Source organism: Methanobacterium petrolearium, assembly GCF_017873625.1.
Taxonomy (GTDB): domain Archaea; phylum Methanobacteriota; class Methanobacteria; order Methanobacteriales; family Methanobacteriaceae; genus Methanobacterium; species Methanobacterium petrolearium.
In genome coordinates this window covers 363,268-384,341 of sequence record NZ_JAGGKL010000001.1, presented here as the reverse complement: position 1 = coordinate 384,341, position 21,074 = coordinate 363,268, and the positions used below count along the sequence as shown (strand labels likewise).

Sequence of the window (21,074 nt, the reverse complement as noted above, 5' to 3'; positions counted from 1 at the left end):
TAATTTGATCTTAATTTTACTTAAAATTTGAGTTATAAACTTAAGTTTTGGATTAATTAACTAAACTGGTTAAGAGGTAAATGATGGATTGATATTAAAAATGAACATTAAACAATATAGAAAAATTAAAAAATAAGAAAAAAATAATGAAAAGCGGATAAAAATGGAAAAAAAGAGATGAAAAAAGATTTTTTTATGTTTTAAAAGTTTCCCGTGCCCATTTTGCACCGGCTTCCAGTATTTCCAGGTTGGCTGGTACCAGTTTAGGTTTTCTGCGGAAGGTGTGCTCAACTGCCTCGGTGAAAACGTGTTCAGGAAGTCCTGTTAATCCCAATTCCATTATAACCCCTAACATGGCTGTGTTGGCTGCTCTTTTCACACCGTGTTCCTTGGCAATTTTACGAGCAGGTATAGCCAGAGTTCTGAGACCTTCAGGAGATTCAAACTCACCTATACTGCTTTCATAGATGATAATTCCACCTTCCCTAACTTTGGAGGCGAATTTTTCCAGTGAAGGCTGGTTCATTGCCACCAAACCATCGGAGGTTTCCAGGACAGGGGATCCTATGATTTCACCAGAAATAACCACAGTACAGTCTGATGTGCCTCCTCTCTGTTCTGGTCCATAAGATGGATACCAAGATACATGTCGCTGGTCATTACATGCTGCCTGGGCCAGTGTGAGGCCCATGCTTAAAACTCCCTGACCTCCAAATCCTGCAATACGCACTACCTTCCTCTGGAAGGAAGGATCATCCTTTGCCTCCCATGAATTACCTTCCTGGACTTCAAAGATTTCGTTTAATGATTCCTGTGAAAAATCACTGCTTGCCCTGCACAGGGGTTCTGTTTCTTTTCTCTTGTCTCGGAAGTTTTTTAAGGGGAATTCTTTGGTCATTTCATTGTTAACAAAATTTTCAGCTCCCTGAGCATCCATTCTCAGGTTGGTGGGGCAAGGGGAAAGTACTTCAACAAAAGCATAACCTTTACCATCCCTCTGAACTTCCAGGGCTTTTCGAACCGCTATTTTGGCTTTACGGATGTGTTTTGGGTCTGAAACAGAGACACGTTCAATGAATACAGGCGCATCCAGATTGTCCAGTAATTCTGACATGTGCAGAGGGTATCCCATGTAATGAGGGTCTCTACCTGTTGGGCAGGTTACGGTAACTTCTCCCACCAGGGTGGTGGGTGCCATCTGCCCTCCGGTCATTCCATAAACCGTGTTGTTCACAAAGAAAACAGCCATTTTTTCTCCACGGTTGGCAGCCTGGATAGTTTCATTCAGTCCTATGGATGCCAGGTCTCCATCTCCCTGATATAACATTACTACAGCATCTTCTTCTGCACGGGATAGTCCAGTTCCTACTGCTGGTGCTCGGCCGTGTGCGACTTGTACATGTCCACAGTCAAAATAGTAGTATGCAAATACTGCACATCCCACTGGGCTGGTCATAACTGCACGGTCCTGTATTCCCAGATCATCCATGGCCTCACCTATGAGTTTGTGCAGTATCCCATGACCACACCCTGGACAGTAATGAGTGGCAGTGGGAGCACTTCCCCCTTTACGATAATATTTATCCAGCATGGATTCCGGTTTTTTGATGATTTTCTCATCCAGGGTGATCTGTTCCCTCTGTTTATCATCCATGGTGTTTTCTCTAGTCATCAGTTGTCACCTGCCATTTCATGGATCTTGTCTGTGATACTTTTCTGGTCAATGAGGTTTCCCCCCATACGGTTCACCAGTTCCACCGGGCGTTTACAACCTATTGCCAGAGTTATATCCTCTTTCATCTGCCCGTTGCTCATTTCTACTGATAAAAACTGGCAATTTTCATTGGTGGCAATTTCCCGGAGTTTTTCTTCAGGGAATGGGAATAATGTTTTGGGACGGAACAGTCCTGCTTTTATCCCATCCAGGCGGGCCTGGTCCACTGCTGAACGGGCAACACGGCTGCTTATTCCATAGGCCACCAGGATGATCTCAGCATCTTCCATCTGGTATTCCTCGTAATCCACCTCATTCTCCCTGATATCCTGGTATTTATCCTGAATACGATAGTTAAAGTCCTCTAACTGATTAAAATCAAGGAATATGCTGGTTACTAGGTTTTCACGGGTTTCATGGTTGCCTCGGACTGCCCATGATTCATCGTAAACTGGTTTTAGAGTTTCCTGTGGAAATTGTAGGCGTTCCACCATTTGCCCCAGTACTCCATCCGCCAGAACCACTGCTGGGTTACGGTACTTTTCTGCCAGTTGGAATGCTTTTATGGTAAGATCACACATTTCCTGCACTGAGTTGGGAGCCAGGACAATGTTATAATAATTCCCATGGCCTCCTCCCTTCACCACCTGATTGTAATCTCCCTGTTCCGGCCCTATGTTTCCCAAACCAGGTCCTGCTCTCATGATATCCACAATAACACAGGGCAGTTCTGCTCCTGCTAGGAAAGAGAATCCTTCCTGCATAAGACTGATTCCGGGTCCTGAAGAGGCTGTCATGACTCTATGGCCAGCTGCGGCTGCTCCGTAAACCATGTTTATAGAGGCTTCTTCTGATTCTGCCTGCACGAATTTCCTTCCAACTTGCGGGAAGTATAATGAAGCTTCGTGGAGGATTTCCGAAGCTGGTGTAATAGGATAACCGAAGAAACAGTCACAACCAGCGTACATTGCCCCAATTATAACGGCGGTGTTTCCTTTAATTAGCTGGATAGTCATTTTTCTTCCTCCTTATCCCTTTTATCATTTTTAAACTTGTTTTTATGGTTGTTTTGAGATTTTCGTGGTATGTGAACTTCTACAGCCAGGGGTTCAGGACATGTATAATAACAGTCTCCACATCCAGTGCATCCTTTCCCTTTATAAACTACATAATGATAACCACGTTCATTAATGTCTTCACTCATTTCGAGCACGCCTTCACGACAGGCAATTATGCAACGCTCACAGGCCTTGCATTCCAGTTCATTGAAAACTGGATATGGTTCTTTTTTATGGTTGGTCATAATTCATATCATCCTGTAAACTTTCATATCTAATATTAACTTTTCAAATTATCATCTTTTTCAATATAATAGTAATACACTTAAAAATCATGACATTTTCAATGAATGAAAAAGTGCATTTGGTTTATCCTGTTAAGAATGGAAGAGATATTGAAATCCAGATTTTAAACTGTTTCTGCAGCCATATCCGATTTTACTCTTTTTTATCCTTTTCTCGGATTTCTATCCTTCTGATTTTACCACTAATGGTTTTAGGCAGTTCATCCACAAATTCCACCACCCTCGGGTACTTATAAGGAGCAGTGACCTGTTTAACATGGTTTTGAATTTCTTTAGCCAATTCAGGAGATGCTTCATAACCACTTGTTAACACTATGGTGGCTTTTACCACTTGTCCCCTTACTGGATGTGGAACTCCAGTTATGGCACATTCTAATACTGCTGGATGAGATATTACTGCACTTTCTACTTCAAATGGTCCGATACGATATCCTGAACTTTTTATCATGTCATCGTTACGTCCCACGAACCAGAGGTAGCCATCTTCATCTTTCCAAGCGGTGTCTCCAGTGTGGTAAATTCCATCGTGCCAGACAGCCTTTGTTTTCTCTTTTTCCCTGTAATATCCACAGAATAATCCTGGTGGCCTGCCATCATCAGTTTTTATCACGATCTCTCCTTCTTCACCCACATCGCATTCTTTACCTTCTGGAGTCATAATTTGGATGTCATATCCTGGAGAGGGTTTCCCCATGGACCCTGGACGGGGTTTCATCCAGGGGAAGTTGGCAATACAGACCACAATTTCTGTCTGTCCGAATCCTTCCATTAACCTTAGTCCTGTGAATTCGTAAAGTTTATTGTAAACTTCAGGGTTTAGGGGTTCTCCTGCGGTAACTGCATATTTAAGGGTTGAAAAGTCGTACTCTGAGAGATCTTCTTTTATAAGGAAGCGGTAAATGGTAGGGGGTGCACAGAACGTGGTAACTCCATGGTGTGATGATTTTTCCAGCATTTGGGCTGCATCAAACCGTTCATAGTCATACACAAATACTGCGGTGCCTGCAATCCACTGGCCATATATTTGACCCCACATTGCCTTGGCCCAGCCAGTGTCCGCTACAGTGTAGTGCAATCCGTCTTCTACAACATTTTGCCAGTACTTTGCAGTTATTATATGGCCCAGGGGGTAGGTATGCTGGTGCATGACCATCTTGGGCAGGCCAGTGGTCCCTGATGAAAAGTAGATCAAAGCTAAATCTTCATTTTCGGTACCCTCATCACCGGTTAAACGCTGGAATTCAGGGGATGCCTTTTTGATTTCTTTTCGGAAGTTTAACCATCCTTCTCTATCTTCATTGCCCACCATTACCTTCACTAACTCGGTGTTTGCCAATTTTTGGTTGGCCTGGTCAAAGTAATCTGGCACTCCATCTTCAGCTATGCACACCACCATTTTGATACCAGCATTTTTTACACGGTACACGATATCTCTGGTTTTGAGCATGTGAGTGGCAGGGATGGTTATGGCCCCTAATTTGTGCAGGCCCAAAATACAGAACCAGAACTCGTAACGGCTTTTTAAGGTGAGCATAACTTTGTCACCTTTTTTTATCCCGTTTTGGGCAAAAAAATTTGCTGCCCGGTTTGAATATTCTTTCATGTCTTTGAAGGTGAATATTTGGTCCGTATCATCGTTGCACCATACCATGGCAACTTTTTCAGGGTACAGACGAGCGTATTCATCCACCACATCATAGGCAAAGTTGAAGTTTTCAGGTGTTTTTATACGGAAATTATCCTTAAAATCCTGATAAGAGTCAAAATTGGCCTTTGAAACAAATTTTTCAAGTAAAGATGACATTTTATCACCGTTCGTTAAATAAATTTTGATTTTATCCTTATTTTTAGATTTTTATGATTATTATGGAGTTCATAAAAGTTTTTTCCCATAAAAATGAGTTTTACATTACAACGGCCAGGAATTTTGCTGGTTTGTTTTCCAAGGCTTCCATGGCATGTTCATATGATGAATCAAAGAAGATTGAATCTCCTTCTTTGAGTATGATCTCATTGTCGTGAATATAAATTCTAAGCACACCTTCTAGAACGTAGTCGAACTCTTGTCCTGGATGTGAATTGGTGTCTGGTTTTGTATTTCCATTTTTAGGTTCTGCAGTGACTATGAATGGTTCGGCTTTTTTATGTATGAATTTTTCAGCTAGATTTTCGTATTTGTATTGTTTTCTACGCCCTACTTCTACTCCTTTTCCCTTTCGAGTTACGCTAAATATGTGCATCCTGGTTTCTTCTCCAGTTAAAAGTAACCCCATATCCACTTGCAGTTTATGAGCGATTTCATATAGAATACTGGCGGGGATGTCTTTTTTCCCTTCTTCGTATTCCTGGTAAGTTTCTCTGGATATTTCAAGGTGATCTGCCATATCCTGAACTTCCAGGTCCGATAACTTTCGAAGTTCAGTTATTCGCAGCCCAATTTCCTTCATCTTCTCTTTCATAATTAAAACCTCTCATTCAATATGATTGAACATCTTTGGATTAAGCCCTTGGCTAATCAGCCAGGGTTTTAATAAAACTAAATAGGATCATCCATAAGATTATCTAGATCTAATCTCTGATCTAAAGTTACTCTTTTATAATATATTTATGAATTTTCACAACAAATAATTTTTCACAGGGAATAATTTTGTAATGATCATTAATGATAATTTATTTACAATATAAATAAATTTATCGATCCAAAGAAATCTCTCTAAAAAGGTTAAAGGTTAAACTAACATACATTTTATCTGATTAATAAGTAGGGGATTGACATGGAACTTGATATTAAAATGGTTAAATTAGAAGTACCAGAAGATTGCAATCTAATTTTAGGTCAAAGTCACTTTATAAAAACTGTTGAAGACCTCTATGAAGCCATAGTAAATACTGTACCACAGGCAGAGTTCGGACTATCATTTGGAGAGGCTTCAGGAGACTGTAAAGTAAGAACTGCGGGGAACAACGAAGAATTGAAGAACTTAGCCGGGAAAAAAATGTTAGAAATGGCCTGTGGCCACAGTTTCCTAATTTTCCTCCGTAATGCTTTCCCAATTAACCTCACCCAAAGAATTAAAGATGTTCCTGAGGTGGTAAACCTTTTTTGTGCCACGGCCAACCCAGTTCAGGTGTTGATTGTGGAAAGTAAACAGGGAAGAGGGATAATCGGAGTTATCGATGGTTTTAAACCTAGTACTCTGGAGACAGAAGAAGACATAGCCTGGAGACAGAAGTTTCTCCGAGACATTGGATATAAATTATGATTAATTGCCCACATCCAATAATATTTCGTCATCAATCTCCAATCAACGCTTATTTTGATTTTAAAGCACAAATATTTCTTTTTAATGGAAAATTCTACTTTATGTGCTAAATTTTATATTCAATAAAAATCAAATTAATATCCAAATATTAAAACATACCTAAAATAATTGGGGGTTAAAAATGTCAAATATCGTGTTTCACCGAGTTAGTGGCAGTAAAAAGAAAGATAAATCCATGGATGTGGATGATAAATACATATCGCTCCAGAACAGAAGAGAAGGGGCTATGATTGTAAATTTTAAAGGTCCAGAAGAAAAAATAATGGAAATATACCATTTTTTTCGATGCCCTGGAGGATATGGAAACTGTACCTGTGGACATAGATAGTACTGGTGCAGTTGAACATTATTTCCGGGGAATTTCACCAATTAACGATGATAATGATGAAGGATTCCCTATAAAGAAGTTCAGTGTTACTCTTCAACTTAGAAGGGAACTTATTTAAGTTGATTGGCGTGTTTTTCAAATATGGCCGGTATTTCTTCAGGAGATTCAAAGGCAGTGGTACTTTCCATTGTTGCCAATCTTTCCACGTGTTCTGCATCCTCCCTAGTTATGGTTAACTCTAAATCTTTTCCATTAGGAAGTTTAGTGGTAACTATACCCTCTCTAAAGTCTGTGGGCATGATATATAGTGGTGTGTTTGTTTTCTGGCCCATAATGGATGCGTTGGTAAGTAAAGTGTCGGCAATACGAAGAGAAATCTTGGCAACTGTGTTAGATGTTGCTGGAGCAACCAGGAGAAACTCATATTTTCCCAGTTGAATCTGTCCGGCTAGAAAAGGGGCGTTTGAATTTATTTCAGTCCATGTTTTGTCAAATTTCGTCTCTAATGTGTTAGAAAGATTGTAATATTTTAAAACTTGATCTCCCGCCTTGGAAATGAATACACGTATATCGAAAAGTTTATGGTACTCATCCCGCATCTGTTGCATGATTTCCACAGTTTCCACCAGTTTTTCACCGCTTCCAGTAATCCCCCAGGCAATTTTTCTTTTTTTATTCATGATCATAAATCTGTGTAGATATCTATAATTTATTTTTCGCTTGAAATAAGGATTCCAACTAACCCGCCATTAAATCAATATCATCGACAATGAATAAATATTAGAATTAAAGTTAGTATAAAATTAAACACCCCAATTCAAATAATCACAGACAAACTTTTTAAAAGGCAGGATGGTGTTAAAATAGACAAAAATAACGCTACAAACAACAAACTACATAAAAAATCTAACAAAAACTCCCTAAAAACAGGCAAAATCAAAGAAAATGAGAAAACAGAAAAAATTGAAACTTGCTACACTTGTGGTAAGAAGTTTGACATGAACAAAGATGATGGTAGTCGCTACCGTTATGGTGAATTCCCCCTGTGTGCATTCTGTGCAGAGTTTTACGGCTTTTATTTTGACGACCCCGGACAAAAAAAGAGAGAAAAAAAATAGCTCTCCACAAATAATATCAAATTATTTGATTTCAGCAAAAATTCCCACTTTAGTCAGCTATGCTTGAATGTAAAAAATAAAAAAATTAGTTTAATTGAAAATAAATAGAATATGAAAATAAATTGAAAAAAATTAGTTTTCTAAATGCTTTTTAACCAGAGATATACCCCATTCTGCCATTTTTGTGGCATCATTCTTATTTTTAGCTTCAGCAAAGCATCGAAAGATTGGTTCGGTTCCTGATGGACGTATTATAATCCATCCTTCTTTTCGGAAGATTTTGACCCCATCTGTAGTGTCAACCTCATATTCCTGGGTGTCTGCAGCGATTTTATCCATGACATCCTGTTTACGGTCATCAGGACACTCCACCTTCATCTTCACCGACTGGTAGGCTGGGAGTTCTGCCACCAAATGGGAGAGTGGTTTTTTAGTTAAAGCCATGATCTCAACTATTTTTGCAGTTGAAAGGGCTGCATCCCTACCATAAACAAAATCAGGGAAAATTAATCCCCCATTCTCTTCTCCACCAAATAAACCGTCACTTTCCTTCAGTTCCCTTGCTACCAAGAGGTCACCTACCCTGGTTGCCGTTACTTTTCCCCCGAATTCTTCAGCTATGTCATAAATGGCAGTTGATGTGGCCACCGTGGTTACAATAATTCCTCCCTGGTTTTCCTGGAGTAACTGTTTTTCCACCAGGGCGAAGGTTTTATCTCCCATCACAAAGCTTCCCTTCTCATCTATGCAGATGGTTCGGTCTGCATCACCATCATGAGCAATCCCCAAGTCAGCACCGGTGGCTTTCACAGTTTTTATGAGCTCCTGAAGGTTGTCTTCAGTTGGTTCTGGGTTTCTTCCTGGGAAAAATCCATCAGGCTGGCAGTTTAGGGTGGTTACTTCACATCCCAGTTTTCGCAGTATGTATGGCGTGGTGAAACAGGCAGCTCCGCTTCCACAATCCACAATAACCTTCAGTTTTGCCTTTCTTATGGCATCATGATCCACTCGCTGTATCACTTCGTCTATATATTCATCAATTAGACCCTCGTTAGTGGTGACTTCTCCAATTGCATCATAGGAAACCCGTTCAGGGTTTTCTTCAAAGAACATGTCCTCTATCTCCAGTTCCATGTCTTCAGCTATTCCAATTCCATCTTCATCAACGAATTTGATCCCATTGTACTGTGGTGGGTTGTGGGAAGCAGTGATGATCACCCCACCATCATAATAGTTCCTCACTGCGTATTGTACTGCAGGGGTGGGTAGAATTCCCAGATCAACCACATTACATCCTGATGAAAGGAGTCCTGCTACCACTGCATGTTTAATGAGGGGAGTTGATGTACGGGGATCTCCACCTACAGCTACCCATCCTTTCACCAGCGTACCGTAAGCTGCAGCCAATTTTGATGCAAATTCTGGTGTTAATTCTTTATTGGCAATTCTCCTAACCCCAAAGGTTCCGAATAATTTTTTCATAACTACATCACCTAATGTTCTAATCCATTGCACGTTTATGAACTTTTTACGATCTTAAGACCATGTTGATGATCTTAAGATTTTTATGATCTTAAGTTTATTGTATATCCTACTTGTTAATCCTACCAAACCACATTTTTGTATCCTAATCTACTATACCAGTTAGCATGTTTGTATCTAATTGTTTTTTATACGGAATATTTTATAGTCTTGGTTCTGGTATACCAACTCGGAATAGGGAGGGCTTTTCTGATGATGATTCAAAATAAGATAACCCACTCGATCCTTTTTCAGATCTTCCCAAGTGTATTGGAATTTCATGTATTTCTGCCTATCCAGTTCTTTGATTTTTGCTGCCCCGTAACCTCCACCTGCGACTGGTTGTCCTGAAAAAGCTAGGATAACCGGTTCCAGTGCTGAATCATTTGCCATTATCACACTGGTACCATCACCATTGTTTTCAAACCAATGACTCATCTCTATTTGAGAAGGTGAAGGGTAGGGTTTAGAGTTGTCTGCAGCTAAAAACCCAAATAAAACAGCCAAGACAATTATAAACAAAGTCAAAACATTGAAAACCAGCCGATTTTTCTTTTTGAAATAATTTATACCCAGTGATGCTGTTAAAACCATTGGCAAAACTGCAAAATTTAAAATACGATCATTTAATATATTAATTCCAAGTAGATAAATCTGACTCAATGCCAGAAGAGATATTAACCAGATTAAAACAAGTAGATCGCCTTTGTTTCTCCTTTTGATTAAAATATACACCCCCCACAATGCAAATATTAAAGATATTATTCCAAAAAGCCTCGGATAATCAGAAATAGGTGTTATAACAGTGGGGAAATTTGCAATATATCCATAATTCAATAAAAGGGGCGCCCACCATGGAGCAGCGATCAATAAAGCAGATAAAATAAAATACCAGAAATTAGTAAGGTTGTAATCCTTTTCTGCGTTTCTTGAAAGTTTGAGCAGTAGGCTATATGCTGAAACAACCATTATTAGGATAAGCGCAGAAGAAGGATGAGTTAGAAGAGCCATTCCTGCTAATATTCCGGCAGTGACTCCATACTTAACCCCTACACTTTGTAAAGATAAATAGTAACAGCATAGGGATAATGAAAAGAATATCAAAGCAAGTGATTCTGGAATCGGAAGCATGAACCGATGAAAAGCTAGTGACATGATAATTAGAAACCCGGATACGAAACTAACAGACAATCCATATACTCTGTATGCCAGGTAGGTAAATGAAAAAACCACACTAAACGCTAATAAAGGTTGTATCACCCTAGCTGCAAATAAAAAGTCTCCATTAAAGACCTGTCCCAACAAAACAAGTAAAACATGGAACAAAGGAGGATAGTAAATTGGTCTTCCAAAAGGTGCATATGTTACAGCATCCCAAAAGGTGAAGCCTTGGTAAAAATACAGTTTAGCCATGTGAATATGATAATAAACATCCCAGCTAAGTGGGAGCTGATACTTCAAGGTAGGTAAAAGTGCAATACACAGAGCCACAATAGCTGGTGTCAAAACTAAAATTCTATTAATCTTATTTGAATTAATTGAAACATCCATAGTATCATTTTAATATATAAATTCAACCCGATTATCTATATTGATTTTAACTGATTAACATTTGCCCTATTAAACAATTTAAATTTCATAGTGCCCCCTTTTGGATATAAAACTGACTTTAATATATCAAATCTTAGAATTTTAGAACAATTATCTTTTTAATTCCCACTTTCCGTTTAATATTTTATATGCACTATACTGATTTAATACTCTGTTAATTCAAATAAACATTTAAAATAAGCGGTATTTACATCAATTGCACCATCATTTATATTTAATGTGCAGTTCAAATTTATCCATATTAACTATATTTGTGGATAAAGAATTTAAATGAGAACCATAACCATAATTCCCGCTTATAATGAAGAAAAAACCATTGAAGAAGTGGTTAAGAGAGCTAAAAAATACACTGATGTATTGGTGGTTGATGACGGATCCACTGATGAGACCTCATCTTTGGCGAAAAATGTAGGGGCTGAAATTATGAACCATCAGCAAAACCTTGGGAAAGGCGCTGCCATGAAAACAGGGCTCAAATATGCCATTGAAGAAGATTATGATCTGATGGTTTTTTTGGATGGTGATGGTCAACATGACCCCCACTGTATACCACTCCTATTAGAAGGGCTTTATGATACTGACATGATCATTGGCTCCCGTTTCCTTAAAGCTAACCCCCAGAACATACCCCTGCACCGTAAGCTTTCCAATGAAATCACCACCCGACTGATAAGATATGTAACTGGTTACCATATTACCGACAGTCAGTGTGGTTTTAGAGCTATTTCAAAGAAAGCTGCTGGCATTTTTGTTACAATACCCTACAATGATTATGTATACGAGTCAGAAGTCCTATGTAAAGCCTCTCAAAAGAGTCTTACCCTGGATGAAAAGCCTATCAAGTGTATTTATGGTAATGAAAAGTCTTACGTTCGATTCCGGCACGTTATCCATTTTATAATGTTCACTTTACGTCTCTTGCTACGTAAATTTCTCAGGAGGATCCCCACTTGAAAAGACATTATGTTTTCCTGGTGAGTGTCCTGCTACTGGTACTCCTTGTTATCTGGATTGGCCCTCAAAAAATGTGGGATGTTATAAAAACTGCGAATATATGGTTAATACTCCTAGCAGTCTTTATACACCTTTTTGTGGTGTGGATACGTTCTTTAAGATGGGGTTTCATCATTAACCAACCCTGGGAATTTAAGAAGAATTTTATTGTTAAAACCATAGGACTTTTTGCTGGTAACATCACCCCTGTGCGAACAGGGGGCGAGGTTTTAACTGCTGTTGCCGGTAAAAAAATCAATCAAATAACTTTATCCGAGGGTTTATCTGCTGGATTAACAGAAAGGTTCTTCGACGGAGTTATAGTATCATCTTTATTAGTTATATGCGCATTTTTACTTCCCAAAGTAAGATTAATAGCTATTTTAGGAGGTTTAGTATCCTTCGGACTTTTAATAATTGTATATCTGATCAATTGGAGAGAAGACACTAGTTTATGGATTTATAACCGTGTCCACTCCATACTCAGATTCCTGCCCATCTCTGAAGAATTGGTGGAAAACTTTTATCACAAGTTCACCCAGGGATTAAAGGGTATGGTAGAATACACTAAATCATTCAGTAGCTTCACCAACCTATTAATAGTATTTTTATTGAGTGCAGGATCTTGGATTTTTGAATGTGTGCGCCTTTATGTGGTATTCATGGCTTTCGATGTTCAAATTAACTTTGTGGCGATTATCATTATCTTCCTACTGGCCAATATAATAGGAATGGTATCTGCTTTACCGGGAGGCATTGGTTCCATCGAACTATCCCTCACCGGACTTTTCTTACTCTTCGGAGTTCCCAGCATAGTGGGAGGAAGTATTGCAATGGTCGATCGGTTAGCCTCTTTCTGGGTGGTAACCGCCCTGGGACTAATTTTTTCGACCTATTACGCAAGGGACATCCTGGAAGAGATCAAAAGATATGCCATTGGACTGAAAAATCCAGAAAAATGAGATTTTTATCACCGGACAATGAAAATTAAATCATTACTACTGATTACACAAGTACTTTCAGGGAACTGGCATCTTTCAGTATCACCTCCAGACTACCCTTGTATTCTGTAACTGTGCCAACAGCCCTTATACGCTTTTTAGAAAAGTTTTCAATGTTAACACTAGTTTTTTGTATTTCAGACGCTGCACTATCGAAGATTACCAGCTTAATTTTCCCAGTTCCATCCATCAACTCCAAAAAATATGTTTCACCATTCCGGGATTTGCTTACATCTGTCACTAACCCCTCAACTGAAACCTCTTTATCAAGCATGCCGCGATTTATATCCTTAATTTCAACTTTTTGAGGAGTAATATAACCTGCAGATAACATCATCCCCACTAAACCAAAAATAGTAGTAAATAAAGCCAATCTAAATATCTTCTCATCTTCCATAATAACCACAATATTACTAGTATAAATAATACTATTAATATATATTGTATTAACTGATTTGGTCTATATCAGAAAAAAAGGAAAAAATATATTGCCAATTCAGCTTTTCTGAGAGTTTTTAAATATAGATTGAATTCTTTCCAGAGTATCGATTTCATCCAGTCCTCGATCGCTCCTAATCCTTTTAACAACTGGGAAACGTAGAGAATATCCGGTTTCAGATTCAGGACTTTCCACTATCTCACTGAAAGCTATCTCCAGAACTACTGAAGGTTCAATTTTAACTTCTCTCCCTTTTTTACTTATGATAAGAGGTTCTACCATCTCAGAAAGTTCCAGTAGTGTTTGATCATCCAGCCCGGTAGCAGCATAAGCCAGGGTTAGGAGTTGGCCATTTTCATCCTGGAGAGCCATTAAGTAAGAACCAATTAGATGGGCCCGTTTACCCTTTCCGTAGGTTCCACCCACCACTACCAGATCCAGAGTTTCCGGTTCTGCTTTCAGTTTAAGCATTTTTTTACCCCTTATACCTGGCATGTAAGGAGCATGTGGGTCCTTGATCATGATTCCCTCATGACCACCTGTAATGGATGCTTCAAAAAGGTCAGTGGCCATCTCAATTTCCTCAGGAGTAACTTTAACCTGTCTTGAAAGTTCCAATTTGCCAGGGTAAGGTTTAACTATTGATTCTAATATTTTTCTCCTTTTTTTAAGCGGTTCATCCAGAACTGGCCTCTTATAGTAAAGTACGTCAAAGAGATAAAGAGTTAAAGGGACTTTTGAAATCATCTGTTCAACATCATACTTTCTTCTAACTCTTTGCAACATGTACTGGAAAGATATGGGTTTTCCATCACGACTGGCAATTATTTCCCCTTCTACAATGAAATCTTCATGTGGAAGTGATTTTTCAACATAATCAGCAATTTCTGGAAGTGCTTCAGAAACGTTTTCCAGTCTTCGAGTGAAAACATCAATCTTCTCACCATGTCGATGTATTTGGACCCGTATTCCATCATATTTGGTTTCACAAATAGCCCATCCCATTTCCTCCACACTTGTCTTTATTCCTGGGGAAAGTTGAGCCAACATGGGTTTTACGGGTTTTCCCGGTTTTAAGGTTAATTTACGCAACCCCTCTTCTCCTTGCATTCGGGCAACCTCTGCCACCAGACCCATGTCGTTGGTGAGCATGTGGGCCCTTTCAGTTACTTCCTGTGGTATTTTAAAGGCTTGGGAAATTGCATCTCTAATGGTTCCTTCTCCTACTCCCACCCTGAGTTCTTCTAAAACTGTTCTGGTGAGATATTTTGCTTCAGTGGGAGATGCGGAAGATAAAAGCTCCATTAAAAAATCTATTTTTTTGAATTGAGCACGGTTTCCTGAAATAGTTGCCATTTTCATTAGATTTTGATATACCTTCTCTATGGTGATGGGTCGAGAAAACAGGGTCACCTGGCTTTTTTTCTGGTAAAGTTCTTCTGCAGCCAAACCAACATCCCCGGTTTCCCTCATTTGATTCTCCACATCTTCAGGAGAAACTCCAACTGCCATGGAAATGGCTTTCATGAGAAGTTTAGCCCCTATTCCCAGTTCTTCTTCACTCCAAGTAGGGAAAATTCGGCCCATGCAAAGTAAAGTAACTACCGATAAAAGTTCTGGTTCTTCATCCCCAACTTTACCTAAAAAATCGGCCAAAATAGCAGTTTTTTCTAAACGTTTGGTTGTAGAATCCAGATCTTGATAAACTCTTACTAATTCATGGTAAAGCATTGGAATATCACCTTTACAGTCATCCCAGTTTTATAAACATTTTTAAAAGCTTTTTATCCTTAACTTTTTAACACTAAAAATTTACAATCCACCTAATATTAAATTTATTAAATTCGCTTACTTACTAAAACTTACCTACTAAACCTATACAAAAGGAAAAGGATTCAGAATTTGATAGTAGCACTGCAGATTGAAAATATGGAAGTTAAAGTTAAAATAGATAAATGAAAGGAAAATTAGAAATGAAAAGGAAATTTAGTCCTTTTGAAAACTTAATATCCTGATTCAGACCATATAATCTGGAAAGTAGTTCCTTTACCTCTAGACAGGATTACACTACCATTCAACTGATTTACCAGAGTATTCACCAGTTGAAATCCCATTGTTCCACTTTCTTTAAAGTTAATATCATCAGGAATGCCTACCCCATTATCCTTAACTATTAAAACATTGTTTTCCTGATTATCAAGCCCGAATTCCACCAAAACTTCCCCTTTTTTATTTCCAGGGAAAGCGTGTTTTACTGCATTTGTTAACAGTTCATTGATAATAAGCCCACAGGGAATGGCAGCATCAATGTCAAGTATTAAACCTTCGGTATTAGACTTAACTTTAATTCTTTCAGTATCCACATTGTAAGAGCTAGTAATGAGTTCTATTAATTTTTTTATGTACTGAGAAAAATCAATGAGGGCGAAATCATCGGACTGGGAAAACCCATCGTGTATAAACAGCATTGATTTGACTCGATTCTTGTTATCCTTCAGGACTTCGCGATTCCCTTCATCATTCATAAAAACCGATTGAAGTTCCAGTAAACTGGATATGATGTTCATGTAATTCCTAACCCTGCTATTAATCTCACCCAGAAGCATTTCTTTTTCTTCTAAAGATGCAGTAATTTCTGTTTCTGCCTTTTTACGTTCAGTGATGTCCTGAGCTATGATTTGTATGGCATATAATTGGCTATTTTTGTATAATGGTGCAGGATATACTTCCATTAAACGTATTTCTCCTTCTCTTGATGTTAAATGAGATTCAAATGCCCCAATCTCTTCTCCTTCCAGGAATTTTGAAAATAGTTCCTGATAAAATGATGAATCTTGCCCAGTTATTGACTGTAGGTCTGTGAAATACATGCCCACAGTATCCTCCCTAGATAAAGGGCTGAATTTTGCCGCTGCATGGTTAAGATCCATTATTCTCCCATCCAATCCCAAAACGACCACATAATTAGGGAAATATTCGAAAAGATTTCTGTATTTCTCTTCACGTTCCTTAAGAGCTTCTTCAGCAGATTGTTTTTCCATTTTTTCTTTTGCTTCTTTTAACGCCCTTTTTACTGCGTGAGGTAATTTTGTTAGATTATTTTTTAGAACGTAATCAGTTGCTCCTTCTTTAAGCATTTCAACAGCGAAATCTTCGCCTATTTTGCCACTGACAAAAATGAATGGTGTGTTTGGTGAGATTTCTCGGGCAATGTTCATGGCAGTGATACCATCGAACTGTGGTAGTGAATGATCTGCCAGAATTATGCTGGGCTGGAATTCAGCCAGTTCTCTGCGATAATCTTCTTCTTTTTCCACGATCTTAGATTTAAACTGAATATTCTCTCTTTTCAGCTGGGTTTCTATTAATTCAGCGTCCAGTGGCACATCCTCTAATATTAGAACTCTTATATCTTCCACCATAACATCCCACAAAGTATTATTTATTTATTCTGTATGTAAGTGGTATTGATCTATGTCAATTTATACTTAATTTATAATTTCAGCCCATTAACCTTTAAGCTTATTAACCTTTAAATTAACTATTTTGTATTCAAAAAATATTATTAACAGTCATTTTGATATCTTTTTTGAAAAATAAATCTTATTTTCAGGAAAAAATTTCCTAAAATACTTAAAATTTGTTTTAGGGAAGAAACTTTGAGAAAAAATCGTTTTAGTGGAAAAAATAATTGAAATTAAAAAAAATAAAGTAGCAACTAGTAAAAAAAAAAGAGATGCTTCTATTTTCCTCGGACCATTACTTCATCCTGAATCTCACGGACTTCGAACATCACAGGAGTGGCTATTTGAAAGTAATAATCAAATAATCTGTTTCCCCATGAAATAGCTTCTTCACCACGGCTTATTAGAGAAATATTCAGGTCATATGCTCCATCAGTTGAAAACAATCCCAGGGCAATGAAATTATCACCGGTGGTTAATGATATCTTCACTTCCTCATCTATTTTCATTAACTGTAAACTTCCGTCTTTGATCCATTTTTCCAGCTTCTCTTCTCCAGCAGTTTCCACCAGTTTATCAATAATTCCTTCAGTCATTATAAGCTGAACTTTGCCCCCTTTTTCCAGGGTTTCCAGGAAAATTTGAACACTAGATGGATTATATACTGAAGTGAGCTGTTTAAAGTTTTTACTTTTGGCTAAAAATTCTGATAAAACCTCTTGAGGCCTCATAATATTGGTGCTGGTAGATTTTACAATAAATGATTTTTCCAGACATCCAATATCCTTAAACAGTTCCGGAGGGATGCAACTAATATCATGGTTCAAGAACAATCCCTCGCAGAGGTTCAGGGAATAGAAGGAACGCATTACATCAATTAATTTGTTGGCTACAACTTCGCCTGTTTGAGATAGGGAGTAATTTCCTGAGTCCCGGAAAATAAAACTTTTCTGTTCCAATTGGTTCATTCCGTGTAGAATAGTAGATGAACTAAGATGAATTTCCTTACGTAAATCAGCTAAATTCTTAGATCCACTCCTTAAACTAATCAATATCTTTGCCCTTACATCAGAGGCTATAAAAAATTTCATATCATCCTTAACTTGCTCATACAATTCAAACATATAATCCATTTGACTTCCACCTTCTTAGTTGTTTTAGGGGAGTATTTTTTTAAGTTCTTATTCTTGTTTTGTTATTACTTTATTAATATGTAGTGATCTACTTAACCGACACTGTATATGATTGTTGTTGATAATAAATATTTCCATTTTAAAGATTATAAAATGATCTTTACTAAACCAAGAAACCCCTTTTTATGGAGATGGAACAATCCATCCATCATAATCACAGGATAAATATTTAAATACCAATTTAACTTAAAAGAAATAGAAGATACTGATATTTATTACAGTATATCCTTATAAAAATCTTTCAAATCGTTCTTTCCCAACTTTACAGATGGGACATGTTTCAGGGGGATCTTCTCTGGCACATAAATATCCACAAACCCTACACCTCCACACTGGCAGAGGAAGATCAGTTATTGTTCGTTTATGAGAATTTTCATCAAATTTGGTACGTTGTTCTGGTCCGGGTCTTCTTTCAGGTATGGAAGTTAATTCTTTTTCACCACGTGATACTTCACCAGAGATATAAAGTCCACAGTAACATGCTCCAAATTCGTCCAGATCAGGGTCACGATAGTCACATGGACAGATCAGATCTAAGTCTTCCTCTTTAATGCCAGAGGCTAAACGACAAGGGCAAGCACCGTACCCATAACGATTTTTGTTTATAAGGATGCTTTCCACAAGTTCTTTGGTGAATGCTTCGTCAGGATTAAGATGGTAACCAGCAGCTTCTGCTTCCTGCTTCAACTTCTCGTGAAAATGGTTTACTTCTTCTTTTGAAACACCAGACATAGTCATTCCAGATTCTCCCTGATCTTATCTTCATCGAATCCCACAATGCACTCTTTGTTATTTATCACCAGGGTCGGGAAGGACAGTTGTGGATTCCATTTTTTCACTTGTTCAATTATCTCCTGTCTTTCATCACCCTCAAGAAGATCAACATAGATGTAATCATACTCTGCCTCAATTTCCTCCAGAAGCATTCGGGTTTTTTTACACCATCCGCAAGTACTTAAAGCATAAAGAACCACAGGACCCTTTTTTTGACCTTCAACGTGTTGCATTGGCATTTTTATTTTCTCCTTGACAATATCATGTTTTTAATACAATCCAAAGATCATACCTAATTAGTTATCAGTTATTTATTTTCTTAATAAAAAACTGAATTTTTTTTAAGCTTTTCTATTTATGTCAAACATTGTATTTAATTTGAACTGAATTATATCTGCAAAGCAAAGGAATACCATCCTATAACCACTAAAGCCACTTACATGTTATCTCGTACCATCCTAAGGGCACAAAATTCTCCGCACATAGTACACATGTCATTCCGAGCTGTTGGTCTCCTTTCACGACATTTTCTAGGTTTGTCAGGATCAAATGCCAGTTGGTATTGTTTTTCCCAGTCAAATTCTTTTCTTGCTCTGGCCATTTCTAATTCTTTAGTCCAAGCACCTTTATGACCTTTAGCAACATCAGCTGCCTGTGCAGCTATTTTTGAGGCGATTACTCCTTCTTTAACTTCCTGCAATCCTGGTATGGATAGGTGTTCTGCAGGGGTAACGTAACAAAGGAAATCTGCTCCCGCTGTTGCTGCTAATGCCCCACCAATAGCCGAAGTTATATGATCGTATCCTGGTGCCAGATCAGTTACTATAGGTCCCAGTACATAGAATGGTGCTCCTTTGCACACTGTTTTTTGAATCTGCATGTTGGCTTCAACCTGGTTTAGGGGTACATGTCCAGGACCTTCCACCATAACCTGCACTCCCGCATTTTTAGCTCTTTTTACCAGATCTCCCAGGATTATTAGCTCACTTATCTGGGGTATGTCAGAAGCATCAGCCAAACATCCTGGTCTTAGACCATCTCCCAGGGAAATGGTTACATCGTGCTCCCTGGCGATTTCCAGTAGGTAGTCATAATTTTTGTATAATGGATTTTCTTCCTGGTTGTGGAGTATCCAGGCAGCAAGGAAAGCACCACCCCTACTTACCACACCCATTATCCTTTCAGAGTTTTTAACTTTCTGGACAGTATCCAGAGTAATTCCACTGTGGATCGTCATAAAATCAACACCTTCCTTGGCCTGTTCTTCAATAGCCTGGAACATGTCATCTTCTTCCATGTTAACTACTGCACCACGCTTTTTCGCAGCAATGATCCCTGCTTGGTATATGGGTACTGTTCCTAATGGCACATTGGTAGATTTAATAATCCCATTTCGAACTTCTCTGAAATTAGAACCGGTGGAAAGGTCCATAACTGCATCAGCACCATATCGTACTGCTATTTGTGCTTTTTCTATTTCCAACTCCACTTTTTCCAGTTCAGGGGAAGAACCCAAATTGGCGTTGATCTTGGTGCTGAGTCCCCGTCCTATGCCACAGGGTTTGGTGTTCCGGTTTTTATTGGCGGGAATCACCACATGACCTTTAGCAACTCGACGTGTGAGTTTTTGAACGTTTATGCCTTCATTTTCGGCTATTTTTCGCATTTCGTCTGTGGTCTGGCCTTTGCCAGCCTGGTACAACTGAGTCACTTTTTTCACCCTCGTTTTAATATAGTAAGTAGTTGAGAATTAAATATTATGATAAAAAAATTGCATGCCCAAGATATCATGATCCAAGAAGTGTATGTGACCTCCCCTGATGACCTGGTGGCAGCAGCCAAGCTTAAGATGATGCGTTGCAATGTAGGAGGTTTGCCTGTGGTGGATGAAAGCGAGTTGGTTGGAATAATCACTCATCGTGACATTCTCCTAGCTGGTGGGGAAACTCTTGGTCTTAAAGTGGGTGATTTGATGAGTAAAGATCCTGAAGTAGCGGAGAAAAGCACCCCTATCATGAATATCACCAAGATCATGGCAGAAAAAGGTTATCAAAGGATCCCAGTAGTTGAGAATGGGAATTTAGTTGGTCTTATCACTCAGAGTTCTCTTATCCGTGCCCTTGCTGGTTTGCATGATTAGACAGCCCATAGATACACTTTAACTAGGACATTTCTTGGCAAATTTTTGAATTTGGTAATCAATCTGAAATTAGGATTAATCCTTTATGAGTT

General features: G+C 38.4%; 21 protein-coding genes. 6 read left to right on the top strand and 15 right to left on the bottom strand.

Going from position 1 to position 21,074, the window contains the following annotated elements:
• Positions 1-193 precede the first annotated feature (193 nt).
• The 5 genes from J2743_RS01815 to J2743_RS01795 all read right to left on the bottom strand — a co-directional run bounded on the left by J2743_RS01815 (position 194) and on the right by J2743_RS01795 (position 5,536).
• Entirely contained in the window at positions 194-1,654 is a 1,461-nt protein-coding gene (locus J2743_RS01815) for a 2-oxoacid:acceptor oxidoreductase family protein (protein WP_245247945.1), read from the bottom strand.
• Positions 1,655-1,671: 17 nt separating this feature from the next.
• Positions 1,672-2,730, bottom strand: a complete 1,059-nt coding sequence (locus J2743_RS01810; protein WP_209624777.1) for a 3-methyl-2-oxobutanoate dehydrogenase subunit VorB — start codon at positions 2,728-2,730, stop codon at positions 1,672-1,674.
• On the bottom strand, positions 2,727-3,017 hold the full coding sequence (locus J2743_RS01805; protein WP_209624774.1) for a 4Fe-4S dicluster domain-containing protein: 291 nt from the start codon (positions 3,015-3,017) through the stop codon (positions 2,727-2,729). Before J2743_RS01805 ends, J2743_RS01810 begins: the two co-directional genes overlap by 4 nt.
• 193 nt (positions 3,018-3,210) lie before the next feature.
• Positions 3,211-4,881, bottom strand: a complete 1,671-nt coding sequence (locus J2743_RS01800) for an AMP-binding protein (protein WP_209624772.1) — start codon at positions 4,879-4,881, stop codon at positions 3,211-3,213.
• A gap of 100 nt (positions 4,882-4,981) precedes the next feature.
• The gene (locus J2743_RS01795) at positions 4,982-5,536 is read right to left on the bottom strand and encodes a helix-turn-helix domain-containing protein (RefSeq protein ID WP_209624770.1); all 555 of its coding nucleotides are present in this window, start codon (positions 5,534-5,536) and stop codon (positions 4,982-4,984) included.
• A 315-nt stretch (positions 5,537-5,851) separates the two neighbouring features.
• Between J2743_RS01795 and J2743_RS01790 the strand changes: the two genes are divergently transcribed.
• The 3 genes from J2743_RS01790 (at position 5,852) to J2743_RS12010 (ending at position 6,846) form a co-directional block, all read left to right on the top strand.
• Positions 5,852-6,340, top strand: a complete 489-nt coding sequence (locus J2743_RS01790; protein ID WP_209624768.1) for an adenosine-specific kinase — start codon at positions 5,852-5,854, stop codon at positions 6,338-6,340.
• Between the two features lie 181 nt (positions 6,341-6,521).
• Positions 6,522-6,728, top strand: coding sequence for a hypothetical protein (locus tag J2743_RS12015; RefSeq protein ID WP_245247911.1), 207 nt, complete (start codon positions 6,522-6,524; stop codon positions 6,726-6,728).
• On the top strand, positions 6,700-6,846 hold the full coding sequence (locus J2743_RS12010) for a hypothetical protein (RefSeq protein ID WP_245247909.1): 147 nt from the start codon (positions 6,700-6,702) through the stop codon (positions 6,844-6,846). The genes J2743_RS12015 and J2743_RS12010 overlap by 29 nt, the downstream gene beginning before the upstream one ends.
• Here the strand turns inward: J2743_RS12010 and afpA are convergent.
• The 3 genes from afpA to J2743_RS01770 form a co-directional block, all read right to left on the bottom strand.
• Positions 6,839-7,408: an archaeoflavoprotein AfpA gene (gene afpA, locus J2743_RS01780; protein WP_209624766.1), complete on the bottom strand. Its 570-nt coding sequence runs from the start codon at positions 7,406-7,408 to the stop codon at positions 6,839-6,841. The two genes, J2743_RS12010 and afpA, sit on opposite strands and share 8 nt — an antisense overlap.
• A gap of 570 nt (positions 7,409-7,978) precedes the next feature.
• On the bottom strand, positions 7,979-9,328 hold the full coding sequence (gene glmM, locus J2743_RS01775) for a phosphoglucosamine mutase (RefSeq protein WP_209624764.1): 1,350 nt from the start codon (positions 9,326-9,328) through the stop codon (positions 7,979-7,981).
• A 177-nt stretch (positions 9,329-9,505) separates the two neighbouring features.
• A complete protein-coding gene (locus tag J2743_RS01770; RefSeq protein WP_209624762.1) occupies positions 9,506-10,918 on the bottom strand; it encodes a glycosyltransferase family 39 protein in 1,413 nt (470 codons plus the stop codon).
• Between the two features lie 330 nt (positions 10,919-11,248).
• Between J2743_RS01770 and J2743_RS01765 the strand changes: the two genes are divergently transcribed.
• Together J2743_RS01765 and J2743_RS01760 are read left to right on the top strand one after the other, a co-directional pair.
• Complete coding sequence (locus tag J2743_RS01765) at positions 11,249-11,932, top strand: glycosyltransferase family 2 protein (RefSeq protein WP_209624760.1); 684 nt, start codon at positions 11,249-11,251, stop codon at positions 11,930-11,932.
• Positions 11,929-12,933, top strand: a complete 1,005-nt coding sequence (locus tag J2743_RS01760; RefSeq protein WP_209624758.1) for a UPF0104 family protein — start codon at positions 11,929-11,931, stop codon at positions 12,931-12,933. Before J2743_RS01765 ends, J2743_RS01760 begins: the two co-directional genes overlap by 4 nt.
• Positions 12,934-12,976: 43 nt before the next feature.
• Here J2743_RS01760 and J2743_RS01755 read toward each other — a convergent pair whose 3' ends face one another.
• The 7 genes from J2743_RS01755 to thiC form a co-directional block, all read right to left on the bottom strand.
• Entirely contained in the window at positions 12,977-13,369 is a 393-nt protein-coding gene (locus tag J2743_RS01755; protein WP_209624756.1) for an OB-fold nucleic acid binding domain-containing protein, read from the bottom strand.
• 99 nt (positions 13,370-13,468) lie between these two features.
• Positions 13,469-15,142, bottom strand: a complete 1,674-nt coding sequence (locus tag J2743_RS01750; protein ID WP_209624754.1) for an ATP-dependent DNA ligase — start codon at positions 15,140-15,142, stop codon at positions 13,469-13,471.
• 272 nt (positions 15,143-15,414) lie between these two features.
• Positions 15,415-16,833, bottom strand: a complete 1,419-nt coding sequence (locus J2743_RS01745; protein ID WP_209624752.1) for a PAS domain S-box protein — start codon at positions 16,831-16,833, stop codon at positions 15,415-15,417.
• 320 nt (positions 16,834-17,153) lie between these two features.
• The gene (locus J2743_RS01740; protein ID WP_209624750.1) at positions 17,154-18,008 is read right to left on the bottom strand and encodes a helix-turn-helix transcriptional regulator; all 855 of its coding nucleotides are present in this window, start codon (positions 18,006-18,008) and stop codon (positions 17,154-17,156) included.
• Positions 18,009-18,296: 288 nt separating this feature from the next.
• Positions 18,297-18,806, bottom strand: a complete 510-nt coding sequence (locus J2743_RS01735; RefSeq protein ID WP_209624749.1) for a ferredoxin-thioredoxin reductase catalytic domain-containing protein — start codon at positions 18,804-18,806, stop codon at positions 18,297-18,299.
• On the bottom strand, positions 18,803-19,081 hold the full coding sequence (locus J2743_RS01730; protein ID WP_209624747.1) for a glutaredoxin family protein: 279 nt from the start codon (positions 19,079-19,081) through the stop codon (positions 18,803-18,805). The genes J2743_RS01735 and J2743_RS01730 overlap by 4 nt, the downstream gene beginning before the upstream one ends.
• 197 nt (positions 19,082-19,278) lie before the next feature.
• Positions 19,279-20,553, bottom strand: coding sequence for a phosphomethylpyrimidine synthase (thiC, locus tag J2743_RS01725; protein ID WP_209624745.1), 1,275 nt, complete (start codon positions 20,551-20,553; stop codon positions 19,279-19,281).
• Positions 20,554-20,601: 48 nt separating this feature from the next.
• Between thiC and J2743_RS01720 the strand changes: the two genes are divergently transcribed.
• Positions 20,602-20,982, top strand: coding sequence for a CBS domain-containing protein (locus J2743_RS01720; protein ID WP_209624743.1), 381 nt, complete (start codon positions 20,602-20,604; stop codon positions 20,980-20,982).
• Positions 20,983-21,074 lie beyond the last annotated feature (92 nt).